Raw genomic sequence first — 26,951 nt, forward strand, 5'->3', positions numbered from 1 at the left:
AAACTTCCTTATTTAAATGGTGCTCAGGTCAGTCGTGTACAGCGAGATGCCCAGTGAGGTGCTCAGGCTGACGGTGCCTTCTTCGTCTTGTTCGACGGAGAACAGCAGCAGTTCGCGGCGATCGGTCAGGCCGGTGTCGCGCGCGTAAAGCATCGAGTGATGGTTGATGGTGTAGCTCTCGTCCGGATTGACCACGTGTTCGGTCATCGGCACCAGTTCGGTCTGGCCTTGTTCGGTGCCCCATTCGCGGAGGTATTCGACACCCTGATGGGTGTAGGCCGGCAGACCGATCAGGCTGTTGGGGCCGGCCAGGCGCTGCAGTTCGGCGTCACTGTTCACGGTCACGTAGCTGAGGTAGTTGAACAGGGTGACCGATTCGACCTGGTCATCACCGGTGACGTGGATCTGTACCCAGAAATCCTCGTCGTTCATGTAATAGCGGTGCAGTTTGTTGGACTGGCCGAGGTCCACCCAGCCTGCGCTCCAGATCGCCTGATCGAAAGGCACCCGAACCGACGTCGAACCGTCGAGCAGCAGCGCCAGGGTCGAATCGAACCGGACGCCTTTGCCCTGGGCCATCCCGAGTGGGCCGCTGGCGGCGGTCGAGGTTGGCGCAGCGGCCTGCCAGTTGCTGGTGCCCAGCAAATCTTTAAACCATCCCATGGGTACGTTCCTTGAGGCGGGTGGAGGTGTTCGTCGTAAAAAGCGCCGCTAGTGTACCGGGCCGGGCGGCGAACGAGCAGTGACATTTGCACTGCACAAACCATGCGGGAGCGGGCTTGCTCGCGAAGAGGGAATGTCATTCAACAGGGATGTCGTTTGACACTGCGTCTTCGCGAGCAAGCCCGCTCCCACCGGTTTTGTTTATGGGTTTACTGAGCGGACTTCTGCTTCAGGCGCTCGAGGATCGCATTGGCGCTGCCTTCGTTCGGCGTGATGCCAGCGTCGCGCAGTTTGCGTTCCAGATCGTTGCCGGTCGAAGCGTCGGCCAGTTCGTCCGCTGCGCTCAACTCGGCCGCGCGTTGCTGCTGCTTGGCTTGCAGGCGGTTCAGGGTGCCGACGGCCGTTTCCAGTTTGCCGTTGGCGCCGCCGCTGGCGATGGATGCGCTGACCTGGGCTTTCTGCACGCTGTCGCGGGCCTTGGCCATGTCCACTTGCTGGCGCAGGCTCTTGATTCGCGCTTCGGCCTTGTTGATGTCCTTGCGCATGTTTTCGGCGTAGGTGCCGAATTCGTCGCTGAGCTTTTTCTCGGCGGTGAGGTCATTGGTCAGGGTCGAAATCGCTTCGGCCACTTCCATGGCGAGGTCTTCACGGCCAGCGCTCAGGGCCGAGACCGCCTTGGCTTCCAGGTCCTTGATCTTGGCGTCGTACTCGCTCACGCGGTCGGCCGCCAGTTTGTGCTTGGCCATGATGGTGACCAGTTCGCGACGGGCGTTGGACAGCGCGGTATCGGCGTCGCGGATTTCCTGGTCGAGGATGCGCAGGGCCTGTTGATCGACGATCGCTTCGCCGACTTCATTGGCGCCGCCGCGCAGTGCGGTGAACAACTTGCTCCAGATGGACTGAGTCATTGGATATTCCCTGTTGATTACTTGAAGAAGTGTTCGAAGGCTTCGCTCGCGCGCTGCACGTTGTCGACCAGGGTTTTCACCTCGGTGACGACGTTGGTCAGGCTCGAGTCGGCGCTGAGGGCGCCAAACATGTTGTAAACGGTCTGCCCGTTCGGCATCGACTCGATACCGATCGACGACAGCGGGAACATTTCCCGGCTGCGCAGCACGGCGTCGTTGAAGGCGCGCACGTCAGTGATCGAATCGCTGTCCACCAGCACGGTGTCGACGATGATCTGTGCACCGGCCAGGGCGATGTGAATCGGCAGACCGCCGAATTCGTTCATTTCCAGCTTGATGCTGGGTTCGGAGCTCTGGATCAGAGACAGTGTGATCTCGTGCGAAGCCACCTCATCCAGTGCCTTGAGGGCGTTGAAGAGGCTATCAATGTTCCAGTTGTTGCCTGCGCTCATGTAATTCTCCGACATGAATGAGCCAGCCAGAATCGGTTGGCGTAGCTGTTGCTCCATTTGCTTGAGCAAGCTTCGGTTTTCCGGAAGCACCCAAGTTTCGTGTTTCACATAACCGGCGGCAGCCAGGCCCGCACGCATCTGCTTCATGTAGAAGCTCGACGGCTTTTTCGCGGACGATTTCGAGCGCTCTCCCTTTGGGCTCTCTGACGCAACAGTGGGGGAGCGGCTTTTCATGGCGATGACTCCGTTATGAACATCTCACGCGTGAGCCACACTACAACCAATTCAAAGTGCCATCAATGGCTCACGCGTGAGATTTTTTCGATGCATCGAAAAAGTCCTGACGCGCACGGTTCGTCAGTGTTTTTGCCGTGAGGAACACATCGCTTGGTCGTATCTGAAATGTTGTGTCAGCTCGTCACAATTATTTTGGATTTTAGTAATTGTTTTTTTGTTGTTTAAGTTTTAGGAAATATTCCTACATTGTTTTTTCTGGTTTCTGTAAGAACTAACACTTGCGTGCAGTAGGAGTGATGGTGCGCATTTTATTTGAGTAACATTAAGAAATAACGCGGGTTCGCAAGTCTCGGAAACTTATTCTAGGTTTTGTATGTGCACACCTTCACTCCGGTGGAAAGTTGGTTCGACCACTGGCCCTTTAACTTTTGAGGAAATCATTATGACTTTCGAAAAAGCATCTTCCGCTGGCGATTCTCAGATCGGCTGAGCTAGCCAATGAGAACTGGGGCCTTATGGCCCTGGTTCTTGATGAACTTATTTTTAACTGTATCTGAGGCTGCTATATGAAACTTTGCCTGAAGCCGACCATCATTCCGTTCAAACTTGAAGGCCAGGTTGTTCTGCGGTTCAACGGGCAATACGCGAAGATCCCCGACCCCCATGGTGCTATCTGGGAATTCGCAACTGCACTGGACGGCAGTGCGCCATTCGAAACGTTGATTAACCAGGTGGCCGAACGTTATCCCGCAGTGGATCAGGAGGATCTGCGCAGCGTTGCGCAGGATTTGATCAGATACCGACTGGTCGAGAGTCCTGATGCGTCCGAGACGACTTCTCTTTCGGACCACGATCGCAACAGATTTTCCCGAAACATCGATTTTTTCGGGTCGATGGCGGCGGTGGGAGAGAACAAGTTTTCCTCTCAGGAGAAACTGCGTGCGGCCAGGGTCTGCGTACTGGGTTGCGGCGGGCTCGGCACCCATATCCTGTTCGATCTGGTAGCGCTGGGTGTACATCAGCTGACGATCCTTGATTTTGACAAGATCGAGTTGAGCAATCTGAATCGACAGATCCTTTACAAGGAGAGCGACATCGGGATGCCGAAGGTCGAGACCGCCCGGCGCCGGTTGCTTGAGTTCAACAGTCACCTCGACATCACCGCCCATGAGACGCGCCTTGAATCGGCTCAGGATGTCGCCAGAGTCGTAAGTGGCCACGATATTGTGATTTGCGTTGCCGACAAACCCGCGAACTACATGGCCGACTGGCTGAACGAGGCCTGCGTTCAGGAGGGCGTCCCCTTCATATCCGGTGGGCTCGATGTGCGCCGCTCGGTTTTCTATTCGGTGGTACCCGGCAGCTCGGGGTGCGGTGCTTGCTGGCTGACTTCGGCGCGCAACAAAAGCAGCCTGGTTAACAGTATTTCGACCATGGCCAAGCAACACGACATAACCTACCGGCACCCAGGCCCGGCACTGGTGACCCTGGTGGCCGTGACCGCGGGCATGATGGTGAGCGAAACCGTCAAGATCCTCACCGGCTGCCAGCCGCCACAATTGACCAACAAGCTCAAGGAATTCACCTTCGACGATCTGGATGTCGGCATTGCCGAAGTCTGGCAGCAGAATCCGGACTGCCCGGTGTGCGGGCATCTCGCCAATTCGCAGCAGCTATCCGTGCAGACGGAGACCGTCTAGATGTTCAAGCTGCTGGCGTCCTATGTCATCACGTCCGTTTGCTCATGGGCCATTGCATTTCTCATCCCGCTTTACGTCTATGAGCAGACAGGCTCCCCTGTCTGGACATCGCTGGCTTTTTTCGCGGCGATGGCGCCTTACATACTGGTCACCCCCTTTGCCGGGGTGTGGAGTGATCGCTACAGCAAACGGCGATTTCTGATCGGTGGCGATCTTATCAACATTGCCATCGGCAGCCTGATGTACGTCGCCGTGAGCACCTTGTCCGGGGACGCCTTGAGCATCACGCTGTTGCTGCTGAGCTTCATGCTGGCAAGCGTTGGCGCAACCCATCACCCGGTATTTCAGAGCATCGCTCCTGCGCTGGTCGAGGGGCGAAAACTTCATCGGTTCAATGCGATCGTCAACGCCAGTGACAACATCATTCGCATCGTTGCGCCGATCAGCGTGGCAGCGGTACTGGCTTTCAGCACCAAGGAGCGGATTCTCGTTGTCAGTATTGTCGGCTTTGCGCTCTCTCTGCCGCTTTGCTACTGGCTAAAAGAGCAGGGCAAACCTCAGCCCGCCACCACCCGGGTCTTCACCGAAATCAAAGCCGGGCTGCTCTATGTCCTTCGGCATCGAGAACTGTGTTCATTGGTTGTGCTGTTCTTCTTCTGCAACTTCGGTTTTGCCCTGATCGGTGCCAGCCTGATCTATGTTTTCACCACGCTCCTGGCTGTGCCGTTGAGCGATGTCGGCTACTACTACGGACTCATTGGCGCAGGTGCCGTTGCCGGATCAGCAACAGGTGCAGTTTTTGTGAAGCGCTATCCGGCTGGCGTGCTCATCCGGGGCAGTTGCCTGCTGGCAGGGATCTTCACGTTGGCCGCAGCGCTGGCGAGCGAGCCCTGGATACTCGCGGCGCTTTGGGCGCTTTCCACTTGCTGCCAATCCGTGGTGGTCATCGCTTTTTTCACCTATCGCCAACAAGTGGTTCCGCAAGCCATTCTGGGGCGGACTGTCGGGGTCACCAGGCTCATTGCCTATCTGGCTATTCCGCCCGCGAGCTTGCTCAGTGGATGGCTGTTGCTCCAATTTTCCAGCAGCGCTCTTATTCTTGCGTCAGGTGGTCTGTGTATTATTTTTGCCTCTCTGTGTGCTTATTTTCTCGCCAGGTATGAGCGACAAGTTGTTTGCAGTGATGCGCAGTGATTAAAACACTACCGTCAGGACTTAAGTGCTTTGGTTGGTTTGTCACTGAATGGTTTAGTCATTGGATGGCCGGGTGAGAGTTAAAAGGAATTTTATGGTGCAAAAAGATAACAAGTTATACAGCGATGATGTAGTGCATGCTATTCAAGCGGTCACCGGTGGGTCCATATGGGACACGTGGCTGGACGCTGGCGCGTTAAATAGACTGGTTCATCATGAACTGTTGGTGGCAATGGGGAGTGGCCATGTTTCTTTGAGTGGCATGCGCTATTTTCTGGTGCAGCATCATTACTACTCTCGAAACTTCACTCGCTTTCTTTGTGCGGTTATCAATCGCCTTGATTCACTCGACGACATTAAACTTTTAATGGAAAACCTGCAGGAGGAAATGGGTATTGACGGTGATGATAAAGTCACCCATGCCGATCTGTTCCAACGATCTCTCAATATTGTGGGCACCCACGCCACGGCGCAGCCGCCTCTGCCCCAGACCATTGAATTTACCCATTCGGTCATGAAATTTTGTCGCAGTGAAAATCCGGTTGAAGGTCTCGCGGCGCTATGCCTGGGGGCTGAAGCCATCGTGCCATTGCTCTACAAACCGATTCTGGCGGCGCTGGAGAGGCTGAATATCAGCGAGGAAGGTCTGGAGTTTTTCCGCATACACATCGAAGAAGATGAGGGTCACGCGGTCACCATGCTGAAGATTCTGGGGCGATTGACTCGACACGCACCTGAAGCAAAGGTGATTGCGATGCAAATCGGGCGTCAGGCGATCAACAAGCGATGCGTCATGTTTGACGCTATATGGAGGGAAGTTCGAGAGCAAAGGTAGGTCGCGCGATCATGCAAATTGCCGGGGATTACCGGATGTTCGTGCAGATTGAAACAGGCCCGGTGCCATCAATGTTGGCGCAAGCGCTTGATTCATTGTGCATTCTTGTTGCGCGGCGATTGGCCTGATCTCTGCACTTCCAACGACTACATTCATCGAGTCGCTGAAGGGGGACGCATGACCCCAACGCCGAGCAAAAAATTGGTAGTCGCCCATTCAGTTCGTAACGGGGCGCCAGAGCACGAAGTGCAGACCAACAAGGCACTGGCACGCTGGCTGGCACACATCATCGGGCTCAAATTCGGTGGTAGCTACGACCCGGAAAAACACCGAGGTCGCGACCTGTACTGGCTGCCGACGCAAACCATTGTTGGCGCCAAACAGGCGCAGCAATTGGGCATCAAAGGTGCGAATGACTTGTGGGGCGGATTCGTCGAACACGATTTCATCTGCACCAAAGCCATCAGCCACGGCCTGCGCAGTCATCTGGCCCACGCGCCCCAGGGCTGGGCGCCTTTGTTCTCCAAGCGTGTGCGCGACGTGGTGCTCGATGGCCTTACCGTGTTTGCTCTGGAAGATGCGCGACCGGCTGCCGAGCATTTGCTGCACAACGGGCCGGTCCGCCTGAAGCCGATTCACGCCTGTGCCGGTCGCGGCCAGGAAGTTATCAACAGCCTCGACGCGTTCGACGAGGTGCTTGCCCGAGCGGAAGCTGCAGAGATGTTTCGCGATGGTGTGGTGCTGGAGCAGGATCTGAGTGAAGTGATCACCCATAGCGTCGGCCAGTCATTCATCGGCGGCAAGGTGCTGAGCTACTGCGGTGATCAATACTTGACTCAAGATGCCCATGGCGAAGACGTCTATGGTGGTTCGAGTCTGCTGGTGGTACAGGGTGGTTATCCGCAGTTGCTGGCGCTGGAACTGCCGGACGCTGTACGGCTGGCCATCGAGCAGGCGCAGGTCTTCGACCGGGCGGCGGATGAGGCTTATCCGCGGTTCTACGCTTCGCGCCGCAACTACGACATTGCCCAGGGCCTGGACAGCAATGGCAAACCGCGCAGTGGTGTGCTCGAACAATCCTGGCGTATGGGCGGTGCCAGCAGCGCCGAAGTGGCGGCGCTGCAAAGCTTCGTCAACGATCCGGGCATGCGCGCGATTCGCGTGTCTTCGGTGGAAACCTACGTTGATCAGCCACTGCCGGCGGACGCCATCGAGGTGTATCGCGGGCCGGCCGAGAACAGCGAGTTTCTCCTCAAATACGTAACGGTCAAACCCTATGACGGCTAGAAGCGAAAGCATTCAAATCGACATTGATGATGAACAGATGAGCGGGACGTTTCTCAGCCCCAAATCCAAGGTGCCCGGTGTGTTGTTTGTCCACGGCTGGGGCGGTAGCCAAGAGCGCGACCTGGAGCGGGCGAAAGGCATCGCCGGTCTTGGCTGCGTCTGCCTGACCTTCGATCTGCGCGGCCACACCGGTGGCACCGGCATTCCACTGACCCGGGTCACCCGCGAAGACAACCTGCGCGATCTCCTCGCAGCCTACGACCGCCTGCTCGCGCACCCTGCGCTCGACACCTCGGCGATTGCGGTGGTCGGCACCAGTTATGGCGGTTACCTCGCCTCGATCCTCACTTCGTTGCGTCCGGTGCGCTGGCTGGCGCTGCGGGTGCCGGCGCTGTATCGCGATGAGCAATGGCACACGCCCAAGCGCGATCTGGACAAGGCCGATTTGCGTGATTACCGAAGCACCTTGGTCCGTGCCGACACTAACCGTGCGCTGCATGCCTGTTCGCAATTCACCGGGGATGTGTTGCTGGTGGAATCGCAAACCGATGACTACGTGCCCCACGCAACAATCATGAGTTATCGCGCGGCGTGTCAGCAGACTCATTCGCTGACGCACCGGATTATCGACGGCGCCGATCATGCATTGAGCGAACCGGTGTCGCAGCAGGCGTATACCTCGATTCTGGTGGACTGGATTACCGAGATGGTGGTGGGGGAGCGCTTGAGCATCATTCAGTCGAGATAGCCTTCTCAACTTCGACAAAAAACCTCAGGACGGTTTCTTCTCGATCCGCAAGGCCTTCGCCTTGGCCTCCACCAGCAAATACATCACCACCGTAATCAGCAACGGCAACAGAAAATAAATTGCCCGGTATGCCAGCAATCCCGCCACCAGGCTGCCGCGTGATGCTTCATGTTGCAGCAGCGCGACGAACACCGCTTCCAGCACACCCAGCCCCGCCGGTATGTGGGTGATGACCCCGGCAATCGCGCTGATCAACAACACGCCCAGTACCAGCGGATAATCCAGTTTGCTCGGAAGCAGGGTGAAGATCACCGCCGCCATCAGCGACCAGTTCAAGGCACCGAGCAACAGTTGCAGCACGGCCATGCGCAGCGACGGCAGGTTGATTTCCACCCCACGAATCGACCACTCGCGGCGCTTGGAAAACTGACACGCCGCGAGATACCCGGCGCTGATCAGCAGCAATAAGATACCGACGCCCTGCAATGCATCGCTGCTCAGTTTCCATCCCGGCGGCATACGCACCAGGCCACTGCTGAATACCACACCGGCAATGGTCATGTAGCCGAACCAGTTGGTCGCCAGGCTCAAGCCGAGAATCTTCGCAATGTTGCCTTTGCTCACGCCCAGGCGCGAATACAGCCGATACCGCATGGCGATACCGCCGACCCAGGCGCTGAGGTTGAGGTTGAACGCGTAACTGATGATCCCCACGGGCAGGATCTGTTTCCAGGTCAGGTCCTGGCGAATGTAGGTGCGGCCGATCAGGTCGAAACTGGCGTAAGTCAGGAAACTCAGCAAGGTCAGGCCGGCAGCGATGATCAGTGTGCGCACCTTGAAGTCGGCGAGGGTTTGCAGCACTTCGGCCCATTCGATACGGGTGGCGAACAGCGTCAGCAAGACAATCAACGCGAGGAAAAACAACAGCGTCAGTGGGCGTTTCCAGCGGCTCCATTTCGAGTGAGTCGCTGGCGCGGCGTGGCCTGTCGAGTGTGCTTCGGAGTGGCTCATGACTGGCCACCTCGAAACGGCTTGAGCCGTGGTTTGTGCGCCGGCAGCCAACCGGCCATCGCCGGGAAGTGCCGCAGAAAGTGAAACACCAGAAAACCTACGGTCATGTGCCAGATCCGTCCGCGCGGGGACATGTCGGCGTCCATGGCCTTGCAGTGGTTCTGGCTGAGGTCTTCGAGGCGCTCGAACAAATGCTGATTGAATTCCCGATCGCGAATCAGCACGTTGGCTTCCAGATTCAGCGACAGGCTCAGCGGGTCGAGATTGCTCGAGCCGACGGTGCTCCATTCTTCGTCCACCAGCGCCACCTTGCCGTGCAGCGGTCGCTGGCAATACTCGTGGATCTGCACGCCGGCCTTGAGCAGGTAGTCGTAGGTCATGCGCGCCGCGAGTTTGGCCACCAGCATGTCGGGCTGACCTTGCAGGATCAGCCGTACATCGACGCCCCGCCGCGCCGCATTGCGGATCTCGCGCAGCAGACGGTAGCCGGGGAAAAAGTAGGCGTTGGCGATCACCACCCGGTGTTTGGCCCGGCGCAGTGCCTGCAAGTACACGTCTTCGATATCGGTGTGGTGCTGATCGTTGTCGCGAAAGACCAGGCGCACCTGACCGTCGTGGTCGCTGAAGGCCATGTCTGCGCGACGCTGGCGCCGACGCTGCCACCAGAAGCGTGCGCGTCCGGGGCGACCGCTTTGCACCAGGGCAAAGTGATGCAGGTCAGCAACCGCTGGGCCCTGAATCTGCACGGCATAATCCTGTTTGGCTTCGGGGCCGAAGTCGGCCAGGTGATCGCCGGAAAAATTGATCCCGCCAATGAACGCAACCAGGCCGTCGACCACCACGATTTTGCGGTGTAAGCGGCGGAACCAGTTGGTGCGAAAACCCAGGTGCTTGGGCGCCGGATCAAACATCTGCAGGTGCACGCCCGCATCACTCAGGGCCGCGAGATAAGCGGTGGTCAACTCGCCACAGCCAAAGCCGTCGAGGCTGACGGTGGTGCGCACGCCGCGCTGTGCCGCGTCGATCAGGATCTGCTGCAACTCTGCGCCGACCTTGTCTTCGAAAACGATGAAGGTTTCCAGCAGGATTTCACTTTTCGCCGCACGCATGGCGTCGAACACCCGGGGAAAATATTCTTCGCCGTTTTCCAGGAGTTCGACACGGTTGTTGCCTTGCCAACTGTACTCGACGTCAACCTGGCCGGGCTCGCGCACGGGCGGGGCGATGTTGATCGGTTCCACGGTGGATTTCTCCAGCGGTGCGCTGTTCATAATTCAATCTCCACCGATAAAGGGGCGTGGTCGGAAAGGTGTGACCAGGGCCGGTTCGCCAGGACTTTCGGCTGGCGGGCCTTGAGGTTGCGTACGTAAATGCGGTCGAGCCGCAGGGTCGGCAGGCGCGCCGGAAAGCTGCGTGCGGGTTTGCCGTGATGCTCGGCGAAGACCTCGCGCAGGCCCCAGGGTGTGAGGAGCGCATCGGCGCGCTGGCGCCAGTCGTTGAAGTCGCCGGCGATGATCACCGGGGCATCGTCCGGCAGTTCCGCAAGGCGTTGGCCGAGCAGCTTCAACTGCGCGTTGCGGTGGCTTTCGCGCAGGCCCAGGTGCACGCAGATCGCATGCACCTCGACCCCGTCACCGGGCAGGCGCAGCACGCAGTGCAGCAGGCCGCGGTTCTCGTGGCCGCTGATCGAGACGTCGAGGTTGTCGTGGCGGATGATCTGGAATTTCGACAACAGCGCATTGCCGTGATCGCCCTCCGGATACACCGCGTTGCGCCCGTAGGCGAACTGCGGCCAAAGGCTGTCGGCGAGAAATTCATACTGCGGCATCGTCGGCCAGTTGCTATAGCGCTTGGGGTGATGTTCGTGGGTGCCGTGGACTTCCTGGAGGAACACCACGTCGGCGGCGACGCTACGCACCGCTTCGCGCAGTTCCGGCAGGATGAAGCGCCGGTTGAGGGCCGTGAAGCCCTTGTGGGTATTGACCGTCAGGACAGTGAAAGTGCGCACCGTCGGCGCGACCACCGAACCTTCATCGGTGAAGCCCACCGGTTCAGGAATGCTCATGGCAACACTCCTTCTGCGGCGCTTTCACCGGGGGCGGTGGCGAGGTCGTTATCGAGCCCGAAACGCTGCAGCAGATTACGCGCGTCGTAGGGCGCACGGACTTTGATGTCGTTGTCGAAGTAGCAAAACACTTCCCGGGATTTACGTGCGCGCGGCTTGAGTTGCGGGGCGATCAGTTGCGCATCTTGCGGTTGCCGGCCGTGGTGCCAGGCTTCGATACGCTCGGCCCAGCGCTTGAGGGCCGGCGCGGTGTAGCCGCTGGCGTAGAGTTCTTCGGCACCGTGCAGGCGCAGGTAGACGAAGTCGCTGGTAAGGTCTTCGCGGTACGGCCACTTACCGGCGGTGTCGGCGATCACCAGCGCGATATTGTGGCGTTTGAGCAGGCGCACGAAGTCCGGGTCGATGAAGCTGTCGTTACGGATTTCCACGGCATGGCGCAGCGCTTTTTTGCCGTAGGCCTTGAGGCTGGCGTGGCCGTGCAGGTGAGCATCGTGTTGATGGGCGAGGGCGGCGGCAGCTTCAGGGGTGTGGGGCAGTTGAGCGAGAAAGTGTTCGAAGCGCTGCGGCTCGTATTTGAAGTTGGGCGGAAACTGCCAGAGGATCGGGCCGAGTTTTTCCTTGAGTTCAAGCACCCCGGACGCGAAGAAGTTCGCCAGCGGTTTTTCGATGTCGCGCAAGCGGCGAATGTGGGTGATGAAGCGCGGCGCCTTGACGCTGAACACGAAGTCGTCAGGCGTTTCGGCGTACCACTGCGCGTAGCGTTCGGGCCGTTGCAGGGCGTAGAACGATCCATTGATTTCGATGCTGTTGACCGCCCGCGATGCGAACTGCAATTCACGTTTCTGCGCCAGTCCCTTGGGGTAGAAATCCCCGCGCCACGGAGCGTAGCGCCAGCCGGAAATACCGATGTGAATCGTTGCCATGTCGCCCTCCCGTAGTCAGTCCTCGTACAGCCTGTGTGTGTTGATGACTGTGGGCGGTTCGGGAAAGTTTCGGTGGCGTTACGGACGGTACATTTTTGCGCGCTCCACGAAAAACAATGTGCGAGGGGGCTTGCTGCCGAAGGCGATGGGTCAGTCAGCGTTGATCGCGACTGATACCCCGCTTTCGCGAGCAAGCCCCCTCCCACAAGTGCCCCCTCGACAAGGGCACAGGTGTTGAATCAGTGGCCGGTGACGATGCGCGAAGTGCTTTCGGCAAAGGTCGGGCCGAGGCGATCCAGTCGACCGCTCCAGGCAGTCAGAGCCAACGCCACCAACACCACCAGACCACCGATCCACGCCGTGTGGATCAGGCCGATGTGTTCAACGATCAAGCCACCGCCCCACGCCCCGCCGGCAATCCCGAGGTTGAACGCAGCAATGTTCAGCCCCGACGCCACATCCACGGCTTGCGGCGTGTGATGTTCAGCCTGACGCACCACATACACTTGCAGCCCCGGCACATTGCCGAACGCTACTGCGCCCCAGACCAATACCGTGGCCAGCGCCAGCCAGGGATTGGCGGCGGTGAAGGTCAGCACGAACAACACGGCCGCGAGCAGGGCGAAGATGATTTTCAGGGCGCTGATCGGCCCGCGTCTGTCCGCCAGCTTGCCGCCCCAGATATTCCCGACCGCTACCGACACGCCATACACCAGCAGCACCAGGCTCACCGTGCTGGCGCTGAAGCCCGAGATGTCCTGAAGGATCGGCGCGAGGAAAGTGAAGGCGATGAACGAGCCGCCGTAGCCGATCGCGGTCATGGCGTACACCAGCAACAGACGCGGTTGTTTGAGCACTTGCAGTTGTTGCAGCAGCGACGCCGGTTTGCTGTGGGCGATGTTGCTCGGCACGTAGATCAGGCTGCCGATAAAGGCAATCACGCCCAGCGCCGACACGGCGAGGAAGGTTTCACGCCAGCCGAAATGCTGGCCGATGAACGTACCCAGCGGCACGCCGGTGACCAATGCCACGGTGAGGCCGGTGAACATGATCGCAATTGCGCTGGCGGCTTTTTCCTTGGACACCAGGCTGGTGGCGATGGTCGAGCCGATGGAGAAGAACACGCCGTGGGCCAGACCGGTGACGATCCGCGCCAGCACCAGCGATTCATAACTTGGCGCCATCCACGCCAGCAGGTTGCCGAGGGTGAACAGCACCATCAGCGACAGCAGCAACAGTTTGCGCGGGACCTTGCCGGTGAGCGCGGTCAACACGGGCGCACCGATGGCCACGCCCAGCGCGTACAGGCTCACCAGCAAACCGGCGGAGGGAAGACTGACGCCGAGATCGGCGCCAATGGTAGGCAGCAGGCCAACGATGACGAACTCGGTCGTCCCGATGGCGAAAGCGCTGAGGGTCAGCGCGAGCAAGGCAATGGGCATCACGGCACTCCAGGGTGATTTGATTGGATGGAGCGCAGTGTCGGGGTTTGGCTTGTGCGGAAAAATACGGGTGCGGGCATTTGATATTTGCCGACAGCGCAAATATCCCTGGATGGGTGTGAACGCTGTGGATAGGGGATTTATCCCCGTTCGACTGCGCAGCAGTCGTAAAACCTCACGACTCGCTCTGGCAGGAGATTGAAGATTCAGGTTTTGGCGCCGCTTCGCCGTCCAACGGGGATAAATCCCCTCGCCACAGGGGAATGCGGGATTTGAAAATGAGGATTCAGGCAAAAACCGAACTTGTCCGCCATTCACCGATCAGTTCCTTACAGGTTCAGCCATCGGGAGAGCGGAGTTTTGATCAAGTTCAGGATCGCCATTTTGCTGGGAGCACTGCTGTTTCTTGGCGCCAGCGAACTCGAAGCCGCCGCGCTGCCGGGCGTTCCGGCCACCGCTGAGGAACCGGCCAAAGCCGAACCGATTGTGCAGGGCGGTCTGCTCGGGGCGATCAGTTCCAGCATCGACGATGTGCAGGACAAACTCGATCTCAATGAACATCTGGTCGATGCCTGGCGCCTGCGTGCCGATCGGGCAGCGGATGAAGTCGACAGACTGGTCAACCACCCCTCGAATCGCTCGGGCTGGAGTGTCGCCGGCGATTTCCTGATGTTGTCCGGTGTCTGGCTCGGCGCGTTTGCCCTGCTGACCGTGCTTGGCAGTCTCTTGGCCAAACGCCTGCGCGAAGGCCGCTGGTTACGCACGCGCCAGCGCAGTCAGGATCTGCTCGGTTATCTGCTGCCGTACACGCTGCCGGCGCTGATCTGCCTGCCTTTGACCCTGTACGTCAGCCATTTTCTGCAAGCCTCGGTCGGGCGTGCACTGGCGTTGTGTCTGGCCTACGCCACCAGCAGCGGTATTTTTTCCACCTCGATGCTGTTGTGCGTCGTGGTGATGTTCAACGTCGGCCATAAGCGCCCGGCGGCGCGGATCATCCGCAATTACTGTCCGCCCCCGCTGTTCCTGATCGGTTTCCTCGCGGCCCTCAGCGACGCCTTGACCAGCCCGCAAATCGCCCGGCAACTGGGTGGCAACATCACCAGCAGCGTCGCGGTGTTCACCGGGCTGATCGCTTCGATCATCTTTGGCCTGCTAGTGATTCGTCTGCGCCGGCCAGTGGCGCACCTGATCCGCAACCGACCGCTGGCGCAACGCCTGAAACAACCGTCGTTGCAGGAGTCGCTGCGGATTTTCTCGGGGTTGTGGTATTGGCCGATTGTGCTGATGGTGCTGGTGTCGGCGATTAATCTGATCGGCATCGGTGAGGACAACCAGAAAGCCCTGCGCTGCGCGTTGCTCACCACCGTGTTGCTGATCGGCACGGTGTTCCTCAGCACGATTCTGCAGCACCTGTTCAAGTCACCAAAGGCTGAAGCCATCCAGCGCCGCAGCGCCTACAAGGAGCGTTTTCTCAGCCTGCTGCACGCGTTGCTGCGGATCGTCATCGCCATCGCGTTCATTGATATTCTCGGGCGGATCTGGGGCGTGTCACTGCTCGATTTCGCCCAGAGCAGCGCGGTCGGCCGGGCCATCAGCAACGCCTTGAGCAGCATCGGTTTGATTTTCCTGGTGACATGGCTGTTGTGGGTGGTGCTCGACACGGCGATTCAGGAAGCCCTGAAACCCCCGCTTAACAAGCGCGGGGCGCGCCAGCCCAGCACCCGGGTAAAAACCATCCTGCCGCTGCTGCGCAACGCGATCAAAATCATCCTGGTGGTGATCTGCGCGATCACCACGATGGCCAATCTGGGGATCAATGTGGCGCCATTGCTGGCCGGTGCCGGGGTGGTCGGTCTGGCCATCGGTTTCGGTTCGCAGCAACTGGTGCAGGACGTGATCACCGGGCTGTTCATCATCATCGAAGACACCCTGTCGATCGGTGACTGGGTGGTGCTCGATTCCGGGCATGCCGGCACGGTCGAAGGCCTGACCATCCGCACCCTGCGCCTGCGTGACGGCAAAGGCTTTGTGCACTCGGTGCCGTTCGGCCAGATCAAGGCTGTGACCAACCAGTCGCGGCAGTTTGCCTTTGCGTTTTTCTCGGTGCAGTTCACTTACGACACGGACGTGGACAAGGCGATCGAGCTGATCCGCGAGACCGGCGATTCGATCCGCGAAGACCCATTCCTCAAGTACAACCTGCAAGGCCCGCTGGATGTGTTTGGCGTGGACAAGATGGATTTGAACGGCGTGGTGCTGACAGCGCAGTTCCGTACCGTGTCGGGTGGGCAATATGCAGTGAGCCGCGCATTCAACCAGCGTTTGAAGAAGCTTGTGGATAACACCGAGTCGGTGCATTTCGCGCAGACTTATCCACAGCAGGTTTTGTTGCCCAAAAGGCAGGAGGAGGGGGCGCTGGTGGCGACTGAGTTGCCGCAGGAATCGCGGACTTGATGCAATATTTTGTGGGGCTGTGCCGGCCCTTTCGCGAGCCCAAACACCCTCAGTGCCGGATCAATTTGCCGCGCACCTGTTCCATGGCGATCTGATCCAGCTCCAGCCAAAATTGCTGCTTACCGGCAATCTCCGCCGCCACCGGCAAACCATCCCGATAGACCAACCGATTACTCGCCAGCGCCGGCACTTTCACCCCCGGCAACAACGTCCCGGCGAGATTCAGCGGATCCACCCCGCACACCGCAATCAAACTGCCGTCATGCGGCCGCCGTCGTACTTCGCGCAGCAAGGCAATCGCCTCGGGCAGGGCAAACTGCTCCCCCGCCAGACCGCTGACAAACCGTCCACCACGAATCTCGCCACGGGCTTCCAGGCGATGGAAGGTGCGCAGTAATTCCCGCCAGTTCGGCAACCAGTCCGCTTCGCGCTCCAGCAACCGCCAGAACACCACGCCGTAGCGGCGCAGCAGGGTCATGGCGACGTGTTCCAGGGTCTCGTTGTTATCCACAGCCTGCCCGCGCCGCAGCAATGCCCAGCGCCCGGCATCATCCATGCCGCCGACGAACGCGCCGCGTCCACGTCGACTGCTGCGCTGCTGGCGCTTGCTCGCCGGGGTGATCAGGGCACGCAGGCCGGCGAAGCTGTCGGCGTTCACCAGGCCAGCGCCAACCAGTTCCTGCAGGGCCGTTTCCAGTTCGGTGCGCAGCAGGTGCGCTTCATGAATCAGCTCATCGAAAAACAGCGCGCCGTGCTGACTCAGGGCTTCAAAAACCTTTTGGGTTTTCGCTGACAGTTCGCTGGCCGGCGTCTGCTCGGCCAGTGCGCTCCACAGCCCGGCCTGACTGCGTGGCAGCAATACGATCGGCGTGCTGCGCAATGCCGTGCCACTGGTTTTTTGTCGGGCGCTGAGGCGCGTCCACACCAGCTTGCCGTTGCGACACAGATCATCCAGCCAGGTCGGCGAGTAATCCTTGAGGCGCGCCGGGAGGATGTCGCTGTCCCAGGCCGAAGCCGCCGCCGGATACCCCTCGAGCTGGCCGACAATTGCCGGCAACACTGCGCTGCCCTGACCGCGCGTGGCGGGCGAGAGGTGCTGCCAGTCGAACAGGAAACGCATGAAATCCTGCAACGCCACGGGCTCGATTTCCCGGCGCAGGCGCTTGACCGTATAGCGATGGATCCGCGCCAGCAGATGCCGCTCGCACCATTCATCGAGCGTCAGTCCCGGGGTGAACTGGCCGCGCAGCACGTACCCTTCGCGTTCCAGTCGAGCGAGGGCTTGCTGGACCTGAGGGGCGGGCAGCGCAAGCGGTTCGGCGATGACGGGCAACGGCAGCGGGCCGAACGCGCCGAGCCGTGCGCGGATCACTTCGACCAGTGCTTCGTCGAAGGTCCAGGCGTTATCGAAGCCGGGCAAGTCCACCACGCGGGTCAGTAGCGTGGCCTGTGGATAAAGCGCTTGCAGGCACGTCAGGCGTTCGCGTGCCAGCCACAGTGAATGCTCTTGAACGATCTGCAAGTGGCAGGCACGACCGCTCGCGGCCAGTGCATTGAGCCATTCCCGCCAGCCCGGATTGGCCTGCGCCTCTGCATCGCTGAGGCACGCCAGACTCATCAACGCTTCGTGCATTTCATCCACAGAATTCGGCGTCGGCCAGGCTTCTTCGCGCACCGCGACGATGGCGTCGGCATCCAGTGCACCAAGATCATCGGTCGATTGCGGATCGCTCCAGCGTCGGTTGATCACCGCTTGGGTGCGGCGTTCTTCCAGCGGCGCATCGTCGAGAAAGGTATAGGGACGGGCGCTGAGAATTTCCGCCGCCAATGGCGAAGGTGCGGGCAGATCGCGACTGATCAGACGCACGTCGCCCTGCTCCATGCGTCGCAACAGGGTCAGCCAGCCCTCGCTGTCCATCGCCTCGTGCAGGCAGTCGTCGAGGGTCTGCTCGACCAGCGGATGCTCGGGAATCTCCCGCTCACCCGCGAGGTTCTCAAGGCAGGCAATCTGGTCGGGAAATACACTGGCGATCAGGTCTTCACTCTTCATTCGCTGCAATTGCGGCGCGACCTTGCGTCCGCCGGTAAAACGCGGCAACGCCAGCGCCACCCCGGCATTCCAGCGCCAGCGCACGCCGAACAGCGGCGCATCCAGCACCGCTTGAATCAGCAGGTGCTCGGCACTGTTGCTGTGCAGGTAGCGCCAGACGTCATCGAGCTCAAAGCTGTGGCTGGTGGACAGCGACAACACGATCGCGTCTTCACTGGCCGCCGCCTGCAGTTCGAAGTTGAAGGTGCGGCAGAAACGCTTGCGCAGGGCCAGGCCCCAGGCGCGGTTGATGCGGCTGCCGAACGGCGAATGGATAATCAGTTGGGTGCCGCCGGACTCGTCGAAAAACCGTTCCATCAGCAGCGTGTCCTGCGAGGGCAGGGCGCCGAGGGTGTGGCGGGCGCGGGCCAGATAGTCCACCAGTTGTTCGGCGCTGGCGGCGTTCAGTCCTAACGTTTGTGTCAGCCAGTCGAGGGCCGGTTGCAGATCGCCGGGGCGGGCGCCGAGCAAGTCGTCGAGGGTCGCTTGCAGGCGCGCCACCGCCGCGGACAACTCATCGCTGCGCCCCGGCGCTTCGCCAAGCCAGAACGGAATGCTCGGCGGCTGACCATGAGCATCTTCGACGCGCACCTTGCCGGTTTCCACACGCAAGATGCGGTACGAGGTGTTGCCGAGCTGGAACACATCACCGGCGATGCTTTCCACGGCGAAGTCTTCATTGACGCTGCCGATACTCAGGCCTTGCGGCTCCAGCAGTACGCTGTAATCGGCGTTGTCGGGGATGGTGCCGCCGCTGGTCACGGCGGTCAGGCGCGCCCCGCGTCGTCCGCGCAAAGTGCGGCTGACGGCGTCGCGGTGCAGGTAAGCGCTGCGGATGCCCTGACGACCGTTGTAGCCTTCGGCGAGCATCGCCAGCAGGGCCTGATAGTGTTTTTCGTCAACCTGGCGATACGGCGAGGCCTTGCGGAACATCGCCAGCAAGGCGTCCTCCGGCCATTCCTGGCAACTGACTTCGGCGATGATCTGCTGGGCCAGCACGTCCAGCGGCGCTTCGGGGATGTGCAGCGTGTCGAGTTCACCGCGCCGTACGCAGTCGAGCAGGGCGGCGCATTCGATCAGGTCGTCGCGGGTGGTGGCGAACAAGCGGCCTTTGGGCGTGCCGCCGACCTGGTGCCCGGAACGACCGACCCGTTGCAAAAAACCGGCAATCGAACGCGGCGAGGCGATCTGACAGACCAGATCGACCTCGCCGATATCAATGCCCAGTTCCAGCGACGCGGTAGCAATCAGCACTTGCAGTTCGCCGCGCTTGAGCCGCTGTTCGGCGTCGAGGCGGAACTCCTTGGCCAGGCTGCCGTGGTGCGCCGCCACGGCCTGTTTGCCGAGGCGTTCGCTGAGATGCCGGCTCAAGCGTTCGGCCAGGCGCCGGGTGTTGACGAAAATCAGTGTGGTGCGGTGTTCGCGGGCGAGTTCGGCGAGGCGATCGTAGACCAGTTCCCAGACATCGTTGGCCATCACCGCCGACAACGGCACCGGCGGCACTTCGATGTCCAGGTCCCGCGGACGGGCGTGGCCGATGTCGATAATCTCGCAGGAGCGCTCATGGCCGACCAGAAATTGCGCCACGGCCTCGACCGGTTTCTGCGTGGCGGACAGGCCGATGCGGGTCAATGGTTCGGCGCACAGCGCCTGCAGGCGTTCAAGGCTCAGGGACAGATGGCTGCCGCGCTTGCCGGCGGCCATGGCGTGGATCTCATCGACAATCACCGTGCGTGTGGTGCCGAGCATTTTGCGCCCGGACTCGGAGCCGAGCAGCACGTACAGCGATTCCGGGGTGGTCACCAGAATGTGCGGCGCGTGTTTGCGCATGGCGGCGCGTTCTTTTTGCGGGGTGTCACCGGTGCGCACGGCGGTGGTGATTTCCAGCTCCGGCAGGCCCAGTTGGCGCAATTGCCCGGTAATCCCGGCCAATGGATTTTGCAGGTTGATGCGGATGTCGTTGGACAGCGCTTTTAATGGCGAGACATACACCACCAGGGTTTCGTCGGGCAGGCCGTCGGGGCTTTCCAGGCCACGGTGGACGAGGTCGTCGAGCACGGCGAGGAACGCGGTGAGGGTCTTGCCGGAGCCGGTGGGCGCGGCGATCAGGGTCGACCGGCGCTGACGGATCAACGGCCAAGCGCGGGCCTGGGCGGCGGTGACCGTCGGGAAAGTCTTGCTGAACCAGGCGCTGACGGCGGGGTGAAAGCCTGCCAGGGCCACGTCCTTGGGGATGGGCAGATTCATGCTTAAGTTATGCGGGCGGCGACTGCAAGATGCAAGTACCGCCGGGATCTGCGCGGATCTTCAGGGCCACAGGGATCGCGGCGCACACCCAGACTGTGGGAGCTGGCTGGCCGGCGATGAGGCCAGTGGCCATGGCACAAATCCCGGTGATCTGCACTTTACGGATGACGGTTGCGCACTAAACCCGCAAAATGCAACGATTCCGGCAATTATCGACGACGGTTCCACAAGTCCCGTCGCTAAAGCCATCGTTCCAATCAGACTGGGCCTGCTGACTCTATGCGAATGCGCCTTATGTTACTGGGCGGCGGAAATGCCCTTGGGCAGGCGCTGATTCGCCTCGGTGCGGAGGAAGACATCGGTTTCCTCGCCCCCCGCCCGCCAGAAGACGGCTGGGATGCCGCGAGCCTGACACAACTGCTCGACGACACACGTCCCGATGCATTGATCAACCTCGCCTACTATTTCGACTGGTTCCAGGCCGAAACCGTCAGCGAAAGCCGTATGGCCGGGCAGGAGCGCGCCATCGAGCGGCTGGCCGAACTGTGCCAGCACCACAACATCATCCTTGTGCAGCCGTCCAGTTATCGGGTGTTCGACGGTTCGCGCGCCACCGCATACAGCGAAAAGGATGAACCGGTGCCGCTGGGGCTGCGCGGTCAGGCCTTGTGGCGGATCGAACAAAGTGTGCGCGCCACGTGCCCGCAACACGTTTTGCTACGATTTGGCTGGTTGCTCGATGACAGCCCCGACGGCACTCTCGGGCGCTTCCTTGCTCGCGCCGAACAGCCGGAAGAACTGTTGCTGGCCGACGATCGTCGGGGTAATCCGACACCGGTGGATGACGCTGCGCGGGTGATCATTTCCGTGCTCAAGCAACTCGATTGCGCGGCGCCGCTGTGGGGTACTTATCACTACGCCGGTCATGAAGCGACCACACCGCTGGCGCTGGGCCAGGCGATTCTGACCGAAGCACGCAGCCTGCATGCCCTGGCCATCGAAGCGCCGACCGCCCAGGCCCACGCCGCGCGTCCGGATGCCGCCGAGGAGCCGCAACACGCGGTGCTCGCCTGCAAAAAAATTCTGCACACCTTCGGGATCAAGCCGCGCGCCTGGCGCGCCGCGCTCCCGGCCTTACTGGATAGGTTTTACCGTCATGGCTGAAGGGACTGTTTTAATCACGGGTGGAGCCGGGTTCATCGGCTCGCACCTGACCGACGCCTTGCTCGCCCACGGGTATTCGGTACGAGTGCTCGACGACCTGTCGACCGGCAAGCGCAGCAATTTGCCGCTGGATAACCCCAAGGTTGAACTGATTGTCGGCGACGTGGCCGATGCGGCGCTGGTCGCCCGGGCGATGCAAGGTTGCAGTGCCGTTGCCCACCTGGCGGCCGTGGCCTCGGTGCAGGCGTCGGTGGATGATCCGGTGAAGACGCATCAGAGCAACTTCATCGGCACCCTGAACGTTTGCGAAGCCATGCGCCTGGCCGGGGTCAAACGCGTGCTGTACGCCTCCAGTGCGGCGGTATACGGCAACAACGGCGAGGGCGAGTCGATCAATGAAGACACACCCAAAGCCCCGCTGACGCCGTACGCCTCCGACAAACTGGCGGGCGAACACTATTTCGATTTCTATCGTCGCCAGCATGGTCTGGAGCCGGTGGTGTTCCGCTTCTTCAACATCTTCGGCCCGCGTCAGGACCCGTCCTCACCGTACTCCGGGGTCATCAGCATTTTCAGCGAACGTGCGCAGAAAGGCCTGCCCATCACCGTGTTTGGCGATGGCGAGCAGACGCGCGATTTTCTTTATGTCGAAGACCTGGTCGAGCTGCTGGTACAGGCGATCGAAAAGCCTGAAGTGGCAGTCGGTGCGGTCAACGTCGGCTGGAATCAGTCGATGAGCCTCAAGCAGATGCTTGACGCCCTGCAGGCGGTGGTTGGGGAGCTGCCGCCGATCAGCTACGGCCCGGCGCGCTCCGGTGATATCCGCCACTCGCGAGCGAATAATGCTCGCTTGCTGGAGCGCTTCAAGATGCCGCAGCAGACGCCGATGAGCGTGGGGTTGGCACGGTTGCTCGGTCGCTCCTGAAAAGAGTCCCTCACCCTAACCCTCTCCCTCGGGAGAGGGGACTGACCGATGCGGTCTTTCGAGTCACGCCGACGTGGGATACCGAGTCGAACGCAGGTTTGAAGAACATACCAATCGGCTCCCTCTCCCTCGGGAGAGGGCTGGGGTGAGGGGGAGGTCCAGCTCACGCCAGAGGTTTCCAGCGGACATGAAAAAGGCGCCCTTTGACAGGCGCCTTTTTCACGGCCGGAACAATCTCGCTATCCCTGTGGCAAGGGGATGTTATCCCCCGATCAACTGCGTGCGGTCGCCGTCAGTTCAATGCCTGCTCACCACCAAGCCTCATTCACCACCACGTGAACGTTCGATAACTCGACTTAGAACTTATAGCCCAAACCCACCATGTAGATGAATGGATCGACATCCACGTTCACCCGTGCGCGTGTGCCCGGCGCCACCGCGTTGTTCTCGACGGTGGCACGGGTGTCGATGTCGATGTAACGCACTTGGGCGTTGAGCATGATGTTGTCGGTCAGCATGTAGTCGGCGCCGACCTGCCAGGCCAGACCCCAAGAGTTTTTCGCCTTGAAGTTGCTGAAGCCATTGGCGCTGGCTTCGCTGCCGACGTGCTCGTCATAGATCCAGGTGTAGTTGATGCCGCCGCCGACATAGGGCTGGAACGGCGACTTCGAATCCAGCGGGTAGTAGACAACGCTGAGGGTCGGCGGCAAGTGTTTCAGGGTGCCGAGTTTGCCGTTGGCCGCAGGCAATGCAGTGCCTTTGAGCTTCACGTCATGTTCAAACGGAGTGGCCGCCAGCAACTCGAGACCGACGTGGTCGGTGAGCATGTAGGCGAAGTTCAGGCCCAGTTGGGTGTCGCTGCTCATGGTCGCCTTGCCGCCCAGATTGGTGCCGCTCAACGGACCCTGATCGACCTTGACGTTGGAGCTGTCGGCCTTCGGGTTGACGGTGATCGCACCGGCGCGGATGAGGATGTCGCCGGCTTCGTGGGCGTGGGCGAGCGGGGCTGCGAGCGCGAGGGCAAACAGCGAGGCGCTGAGCAAGGACTTGTTCATGGGAGCTCCAGAAGGACGTTAAAAATGTCTGATGTCCTATGGTATGAAGCCAACTGATACGGTCTTTTGACTCAGCTCAATGAAACAGTGAAGGGGCGGGTTTTTGCGGAACCTTTGAAGGCTCATTCGCGAGCAAGCTCGCTCCCACACTGATCGAGTCGACCACAAAATTTATGGTCACCACCGAAACCTGTGGGAGCGAGCTTGCTCGCGAAGGGGTCATTGCAACAGCACAAAACTACCGGGAATTACTCCGGCAGCTCATACACATAAATCTTGTCGGCATCCATCTGATACCCGGCATCCGCCAGTTCACTGCTCGAGGCCTTGACTTGCAACGGTCCCTCGACCCAATACGGCTGATACAGCTCATCGAGCTTCACGCCCAACTCGCTTTTCACATGCACAATCTGGTTCGACGGCGGTGGCGGCACATGGATGCACGCGCCGAAATACGGCACCAGCAAAAAGTCCGTGGTGCGTCCTTCTTCATTGACTTCCAGTGGCACGATATAACCCGGCAAACGAATGTTCTGCCCGTCGAGTGCCTGCACCACCGGCGCATTCGGCATGTCCTGCTTCGCTGCTGGCGCCGACTCGGCGGACAGCGCATCACTCATCTTCGACAGGTCGTGCAGAGGCGTCATGTTCGGCACTTCCGGCGCGGCGTCCGGCGGAATCATCTCCGACCAGGTCAGGTCTTTCGGCGCCGCTGCCCACACGGGCAGGGCAACCAGCAACAGCAGCGCAAGCACGGCGCGGGGCATGGTGAACATCCTCATAAACGGATCGACAGGCCATCAGCCAGGGATTGGCGATAGGCGCGCCAGGCCGGCACGCTGCCCATCAGCAGCGCAGCCGCCAGAATGCCACCGAGCAGGGTCCATTCATACTCGCTCGGCCACGCCAGCGGCAGATACAGTCCGTAATTGGCCTGCACATAACCCTGTGCCGCAGCGATGCCGATGTATAGCAGCGCGAGTCCGGCGATTACCCCGGTCAGCGCCAGGGCGAAGGCTTCCAGCACCAGCAGGCTTGCGATGTGCCACGGTCGTGCACCGACCGAGCGCAGAATCGCCATCTCCCGGCGACGTTCGTTGAGGCTGGTGAGAATCGCCGTGAGCATGCCGATCAACCCGGTCAGCACGACGAACAACGAGACCACGAACAGCGCTTTTTCAGCGGTGCTCATCAGGCTCCACAACTCCTGCAAGGCCACGCCCGGGAGGATCGCCAGCATCGGCTCGCCACGGTATTCGTTGATCTCGCGTTGCAGGGCGAAGGTGGAAATCTTGCTGTTGAGGCCGAGCATGAACGCAGTGATCGCCTGTGGCGTCAGGTCCATGTTGCGCGCCTGATCTGCCGTGATGCGCCCGTCGCCGCGCGCCGGCACACCGTTGTGCCAGTCGATGTGAATCGCCTCCATACCGCCGAGGCTGATGTGCAGTGTGCGATCGACCGGGGTGCCGGTGCGCTTGAGAATGCCGACCACGGTGAATGGTTTATCGTCGTGCTTGACCAGGCTGATTGCCGCCACGCCGTGGGCCAGCACCAGTTTGTCGCCGAGCTTGTAATGCAACGCTTCGGCGACTTCGGCACCGAGCACCACTTCAAAAGGATCGGTCGCAAATGCACGACCGTCGGCCAGGGCCAGGTGTTGCTGGCGGCCGTACTGGTAATGCTCGAAATACGCTTCGGTGGTGCCCATCACCCGATAACCGCGATGCGAGTCGCCGAGGGACATCGGGATCGCCCATTTCACTTTCGGGTTGCTGGCGAAGTGTTCGAAGCTGTCCCAGCGGATATTGTTGGTCGCGTTGCCGATGCGGAATACCGAGTACAGCAACAGGTTCACCGAGCCGGAGCGGGCGCCGACGATCAGATCGGTGCCGCTGATGGTGCTGGCGAAACTGGCTTTCGCTTCGGTGCGCACGCGCTCGACGGCGAGCAACAGGCACACCGACAGGGCAATGGCGAACGCGGTGAGCAGGGCGGTGAAGCGGCGGTTGGCCAGGCTGGCCATGGCCAGACGAAACAGATACATCTCAGACCTCGGCAGACGTGGCGGCGCGATTGAGTTCGGCCAGGGACAGGTGACGGTCGAACAGCGGCGCCAGGCTCTGGTCGTGGCTGACGAACAACAGGCTCGAGCCGGCCTCGCGGCATTCGGCGAACAACAGACGAATGAAGTTTTCCCGGGCGTCGTAATCCAGTGCCGAGGTCGGTTCATCGGCGATCACCAGTTCCGGTTGACCGATCAAGGCGCGGGCCGCAGCGACCCGTTGCTGTTGGCCGATCGACAGCGAGTCGGCGCGGCGGCCGAGGATGCTTTCGTCTTTCAGACCCAGGTGCGCGAGCAACGTGGCAGCGGCTTGATCGACGCTGCCGTGACGTTGCTTCGCCCGCTGCGCACGCAGCTTGGAGAAGTGGCAGGGCAACTCGACGTTCTCGCGCACCGAGAGAAACGGCAGCAGGTTGAACTGCTGGAAGATGTAGCCGGTGTGGTCGACGCGAAACGTATCGCGGGCGCCGGCGGAGAGCTCGGTCAGCTCCTGGCCGAGCAGACGAATGCTGCCGCGACCGGGCTTTTGCACGCCACCGAGCAGGCCGAGCAGGGTGGTCTTGCCGCTGCCGCTGGGGCCTTTGAGGAACAGGGTTTCACCGGCTTCCAGACGAAACGCCGGAATGTCCAGCAATGGCGGGTGACCGGGCCAGTTGAAGCCCAGGTCGGACAGTTCGATAAGTGCTTGGGTCATGGCACCAGTTTCATGAGGTGAACGCATAACCCCTGTGGGAGCGAGCTTGCTCGCGAAAGCGGTAGATCAGTCAATCCAGAGGCGCCTGACGAATCGCATTCGCGAGCAAGCTCGCTCCCACAAGGGTGTTTCGGTGAGGCTTAGAATTTCAGCGCGGCAGCCTTGGCGGTCACTTCAGTACCTTGCTGGCCGCTGGCGCTGATCAGTTGTACCTGAATTTTCTGGGTGGCCGGGAAGGTATTGAAAATGTTCGCCAGGTCCAGGGTCTTCAGTGCCCCCGGCGTGGCGCAACTGAACTGATAGTGCGCGTGGATTTCGCTGTGGTCGTGGTGATGTTCATGCCCGTCCTTGTCCGCTTCATCGTCGTCGTGATCGTCGGCATCCGGCTTGTCGCCGAACAGCGGGCTTTCCAGTTCCTGACTGACGACTTTGCAACCGGCAGCGGCGGGCAGGTTGAACAGAGCCAGCGGGTTTTCCAGTTTCGTGCGAGCGGCAGCGACTTTGGCCTTGTCGGCGTCGCTGGTGGCGGCGTGTTCGAAACCGACCAGGTTCATCGCCGGGCTTTCCAGTTCCAGCTCCAGGGTCTGGCCGTCGAGTGCGGCATTCAGACGGCCGACGCCATGTTCATGCGCACCGAGGCTGCCGTGTTCATGATCGTGGTCATGCTCATCAGCCGCGTGGGCAATGGCCAGCGGCAACAGGGCAAACGGCAAAGCGAGCAGCAGACGACGCATGGCGGTCTCCAGGAAGTAAAGTGAAGAGTTTGTTATGTAATCTTATAACGAAAGTCCGCAGA

22 protein-coding genes are annotated in these 26,951 nt (G+C 60.6%); 8 read left to right on the forward strand and 14 right to left on the reverse strand.

What is annotated here, in order from left to right; genetic code table 11:
* Positions 1–12: 12 nt before the first annotated feature.
* The 3 genes from PseuLF5_RS27010 to PseuLF5_RS27020 form a co-directional block, all read right to left on the reverse strand.
* Entirely contained in the window at positions 13–663 is a 651-nt protein-coding gene (locus PseuLF5_RS27010; RefSeq protein WP_340135034.1) for a DUF2491 family protein, read from the reverse strand.
* A 209-nt stretch (positions 664–872) separates the two neighbouring features.
* Complete coding sequence (locus tag PseuLF5_RS27015; protein ID WP_340135035.1) at positions 873–1,571, reverse strand: PspA/IM30 family protein; 699 nt, start codon at positions 1,569–1,571, stop codon at positions 873–875.
* A gap of 17 nt (positions 1,572–1,588) precedes the next feature.
* Entirely contained in the window at positions 1,589–2,257 is a 669-nt protein-coding gene (locus tag PseuLF5_RS27020) for a YjfI family protein (protein ID WP_429541667.1), read from the reverse strand.
* A 569-nt stretch (positions 2,258–2,826) separates the two neighbouring features.
* Between PseuLF5_RS27020 and PseuLF5_RS27025 the strand changes: the two genes are divergently transcribed.
* From PseuLF5_RS27025 to PseuLF5_RS27045, 5 genes are all read left to right on the forward strand, one after another.
* The gene (locus tag PseuLF5_RS27025) at positions 2,827–3,960 is read left to right on the forward strand and encodes a ThiF family adenylyltransferase (RefSeq protein ID WP_340135036.1); all 1,134 of its coding nucleotides are present in this window, start codon (positions 2,827–2,829) and stop codon (positions 3,958–3,960) included.
* Positions 3,961–5,154, forward strand: coding sequence for an MFS transporter (locus PseuLF5_RS27030; protein ID WP_340135037.1), 1,194 nt, complete (start codon positions 3,961–3,963; stop codon positions 5,152–5,154).
* Positions 5,155–5,248: 94 nt separating this feature from the next.
* Complete coding sequence (locus PseuLF5_RS27035) at positions 5,249–5,989, forward strand: TenA family transcriptional regulator (RefSeq protein ID WP_340135038.1); 741 nt, start codon at positions 5,249–5,251, stop codon at positions 5,987–5,989.
* A gap of 177 nt (positions 5,990–6,166) precedes the next feature.
* Positions 6,167–7,276, forward strand: a complete 1,110-nt coding sequence (locus PseuLF5_RS27040; protein ID WP_340135039.1) for a DUF3182 family protein — start codon at positions 6,167–6,169, stop codon at positions 7,274–7,276.
* Positions 7,266–8,024 carry an alpha/beta hydrolase family protein gene (locus PseuLF5_RS27045; protein WP_128614745.1) on the forward strand — a complete coding sequence of 253 codons (759 nt, stop codon included), beginning with the start codon at positions 7,266–7,268 and terminating at the stop codon, positions 8,022–8,024. Before PseuLF5_RS27040 ends, PseuLF5_RS27045 begins: the two co-directional genes overlap by 11 nt.
* A 24-nt stretch (positions 8,025–8,048) precedes the next feature.
* Here the strand turns inward: PseuLF5_RS27045 and PseuLF5_RS27050 are convergent, their stop codons facing one another.
* From PseuLF5_RS27050 to PseuLF5_RS27070, 5 genes are all read right to left on the reverse strand, one after another.
* Positions 8,049–9,035: a lysylphosphatidylglycerol synthase domain-containing protein gene (locus PseuLF5_RS27050; protein WP_186746092.1), complete on the reverse strand. Its 987-nt coding sequence runs from the start codon at positions 9,033–9,035 to the stop codon at positions 8,049–8,051.
* Positions 9,032–10,306: a cardiolipin synthase ClsB gene (gene clsB / locus PseuLF5_RS27055; RefSeq protein ID WP_340135040.1), complete on the reverse strand. Its 1,275-nt coding sequence runs from the start codon at positions 10,304–10,306 to the stop codon at positions 9,032–9,034. The genes PseuLF5_RS27050 and clsB overlap by 4 nt, the downstream gene beginning before the upstream one ends.
* Positions 10,303–11,100, reverse strand: coding sequence for an endonuclease/exonuclease/phosphatase family protein (locus PseuLF5_RS27060; RefSeq protein WP_123463726.1), 798 nt, complete (start codon positions 11,098–11,100; stop codon positions 10,303–10,305). Before PseuLF5_RS27060 ends, clsB begins: the two co-directional genes overlap by 4 nt.
* A complete protein-coding gene (locus PseuLF5_RS27065) occupies positions 11,097–12,023 on the reverse strand; it encodes a DUF72 domain-containing protein (RefSeq protein WP_340135042.1) in 927 nt (308 codons plus the stop codon). Before PseuLF5_RS27065 ends, PseuLF5_RS27060 begins: the two co-directional genes overlap by 4 nt.
* 239 nt (positions 12,024–12,262) lie before the next feature.
* On the reverse strand, positions 12,263–13,465 hold the full coding sequence (locus PseuLF5_RS27070) for an MFS transporter (RefSeq protein WP_123463730.1): 1,203 nt from the start codon (positions 13,463–13,465) through the stop codon (positions 12,263–12,265).
* Between the two features lie 360 nt (positions 13,466–13,825).
* Between PseuLF5_RS27070 and PseuLF5_RS27075 the strand changes: the two genes are divergently transcribed.
* Positions 13,826–15,919: a mechanosensitive ion channel family protein gene (locus PseuLF5_RS27075; protein WP_340135043.1), complete on the forward strand. Its 2,094-nt coding sequence runs from the start codon at positions 13,826–13,828 to the stop codon at positions 15,917–15,919.
* A 49-nt stretch (positions 15,920–15,968) separates the two neighbouring features.
* On the opposite strand, the gene PseuLF5_RS27080 is transcribed toward PseuLF5_RS27075, so the two are convergent.
* A complete protein-coding gene (locus PseuLF5_RS27080) occupies positions 15,969–20,255 on the reverse strand; it encodes a DEAD/DEAH box helicase (protein WP_340135045.1) in 4,287 nt (1,428 codons plus the stop codon).
* A 279-nt stretch (positions 20,256–20,534) separates the two neighbouring features.
* Here PseuLF5_RS27080 and PseuLF5_RS27085 point away from each other — a divergent pair, with 279 nt between their 5' ends.
* Complete coding sequence (locus tag PseuLF5_RS27085) at positions 20,535–21,419, forward strand: sugar nucleotide-binding protein (protein ID WP_123463735.1); 885 nt, start codon at positions 20,535–20,537, stop codon at positions 21,417–21,419.
* A complete protein-coding gene (locus PseuLF5_RS27090) occupies positions 21,412–22,344 on the forward strand; it encodes an NAD-dependent epimerase/dehydratase family protein (protein WP_340135046.1) in 933 nt (310 codons plus the stop codon). The genes PseuLF5_RS27085 and PseuLF5_RS27090 overlap by 8 nt, the downstream gene beginning before the upstream one ends.
* Before the next feature lie 356 nt (positions 22,345–22,700).
* Here PseuLF5_RS27090 and PseuLF5_RS27095 read toward each other — a convergent pair whose 3' ends face one another.
* The 5 genes from PseuLF5_RS27095 to PseuLF5_RS27115 form a co-directional block, all read right to left on the reverse strand.
* Positions 22,701–23,399 (reverse strand): OmpW/AlkL family protein, encoded by a 699-nt coding sequence (locus tag PseuLF5_RS27095; RefSeq protein ID WP_123463738.1) that lies wholly within the window; start codon positions 23,397–23,399, stop codon positions 22,701–22,703.
* A gap of 248 nt (positions 23,400–23,647) precedes the next feature.
* Positions 23,648–24,166 carry a DUF3299 domain-containing protein gene (locus tag PseuLF5_RS27100; protein ID WP_123464141.1) on the reverse strand — a complete coding sequence of 173 codons (519 nt, stop codon included), beginning with the start codon at positions 24,164–24,166 and terminating at the stop codon, positions 23,648–23,650.
* 11 nt (positions 24,167–24,177) lie between these two features.
* Positions 24,178–25,443: an ABC transporter permease gene (locus PseuLF5_RS27105; RefSeq protein WP_123463740.1), complete on the reverse strand. Its 1,266-nt coding sequence runs from the start codon at positions 25,441–25,443 to the stop codon at positions 24,178–24,180.
* Between the two features lies 1 nt (position 25,444).
* Complete coding sequence (locus PseuLF5_RS27110; RefSeq protein ID WP_123463742.1) at positions 25,445–26,155, reverse strand: ABC transporter ATP-binding protein; 711 nt, start codon at positions 26,153–26,155, stop codon at positions 25,445–25,447.
* Positions 26,156–26,295: 140 nt separating this feature from the next.
* A complete protein-coding gene (locus PseuLF5_RS27115) occupies positions 26,296–26,889 on the reverse strand; it encodes a DUF2796 domain-containing protein (RefSeq protein ID WP_123463744.1) in 594 nt (197 codons plus the stop codon).
* Positions 26,890–26,951: the final 62 nt, after the last annotated feature.

The organism is Pseudomonas sp. LF-5, assembly GCF_037626295.1.
Classification (GTDB): Bacteria; Pseudomonadota; Gammaproteobacteria; order Pseudomonadales; family Pseudomonadaceae; genus Aquipseudomonas; species Aquipseudomonas monsensis.

Excerpts from the sequence above, each read along its gene's own strand:
- PseuLF5_RS27010 (WP_340135034.1), bottom strand. The coding sequence starts at position 663 with ATGGGATGGTTTAAAGATTTGCTGGGCACCAGCAACTGGCAGGCCGCT.
- PseuLF5_RS27015 (WP_340135035.1), bottom strand. The coding sequence starts at position 1,571 with ATGACTCAGTCCATCTGGAGCAAGTTGTTCACCGCACTGCGCGGCGGC.
- PseuLF5_RS27020 (WP_429541667.1), bottom strand. The coding sequence starts at position 2,257 with ATGAAAAGCCGCTCCCCCACTGTTGCGTCAGAGAGCCCAAAGGGAGAG.
- PseuLF5_RS27025 (WP_340135036.1), top strand. The coding sequence starts at position 2,827 with ATGAAACTTTGCCTGAAGCCGACCATCATTCCGTTCAAACTTGAAGGC.
- PseuLF5_RS27030 (WP_340135037.1), top strand. The coding sequence starts at position 3,961 with ATGTTCAAGCTGCTGGCGTCCTATGTCATCACGTCCGTTTGCTCATGG.
- PseuLF5_RS27035 (WP_340135038.1), top strand. The coding sequence starts at position 5,249 with ATGGTGCAAAAAGATAACAAGTTATACAGCGATGATGTAGTGCATGCT.
- PseuLF5_RS27040 (WP_340135039.1), top strand. The coding sequence starts at position 6,167 with ATGACCCCAACGCCGAGCAAAAAATTGGTAGTCGCCCATTCAGTTCGT.
- PseuLF5_RS27045 (WP_128614745.1), top strand. The coding sequence starts at position 7,266 with ATGACGGCTAGAAGCGAAAGCATTCAAATCGACATTGATGATGAACAG.
- PseuLF5_RS27050 (WP_186746092.1), bottom strand. The coding sequence starts at position 9,035 with ATGAGCCACTCCGAAGCACACTCGACAGGCCACGCCGCGCCAGCGACT.
- clsB (WP_340135040.1), bottom strand. The coding sequence starts at position 10,306 with ATGAACAGCGCACCGCTGGAGAAATCCACCGTGGAACCGATCAACATC.
- PseuLF5_RS27060 (WP_123463726.1), bottom strand. The coding sequence starts at position 11,100 with ATGAGCATTCCTGAACCGGTGGGCTTCACCGATGAAGGTTCGGTGGTC.
- PseuLF5_RS27065 (WP_340135042.1), bottom strand. The coding sequence starts at position 12,023 with ATGGCAACGATTCACATCGGTATTTCCGGCTGGCGCTACGCTCCGTGG.
- PseuLF5_RS27070 (WP_123463730.1), bottom strand. The coding sequence starts at position 13,465 with ATGCCCATTGCCTTGCTCGCGCTGACCCTCAGCGCTTTCGCCATCGGG.
- PseuLF5_RS27080 (WP_340135045.1), bottom strand. The coding sequence starts at position 20,255 with ATGAATCTGCCCATCCCCAAGGACGTGGCCCTGGCAGGCTTTCACCCC.
- PseuLF5_RS27085 (WP_123463735.1), top strand. The coding sequence starts at position 20,535 with ATGCGAATGCGCCTTATGTTACTGGGCGGCGGAAATGCCCTTGGGCAG.
- PseuLF5_RS27090 (WP_340135046.1), top strand. The coding sequence starts at position 21,412 with ATGGCTGAAGGGACTGTTTTAATCACGGGTGGAGCCGGGTTCATCGGC.
- PseuLF5_RS27095 (WP_123463738.1), bottom strand. The coding sequence starts at position 23,399 with ATGAACAAGTCCTTGCTCAGCGCCTCGCTGTTTGCCCTCGCGCTCGCA.
- PseuLF5_RS27100 (WP_123464141.1), bottom strand. The coding sequence starts at position 24,166 with ATGCCCCGCGCCGTGCTTGCGCTGCTGTTGCTGGTTGCCCTGCCCGTG.
- PseuLF5_RS27105 (WP_123463740.1), bottom strand. The coding sequence starts at position 25,443 with ATGTATCTGTTTCGTCTGGCCATGGCCAGCCTGGCCAACCGCCGCTTC.
- PseuLF5_RS27110 (WP_123463742.1), bottom strand. The coding sequence starts at position 26,155 with ATGACCCAAGCACTTATCGAACTGTCCGACCTGGGCTTCAACTGGCCC.
- PseuLF5_RS27115 (WP_123463744.1), bottom strand. The coding sequence starts at position 26,889 with ATGCGTCGTCTGCTGCTCGCTTTGCCGTTTGCCCTGTTGCCGCTGGCC.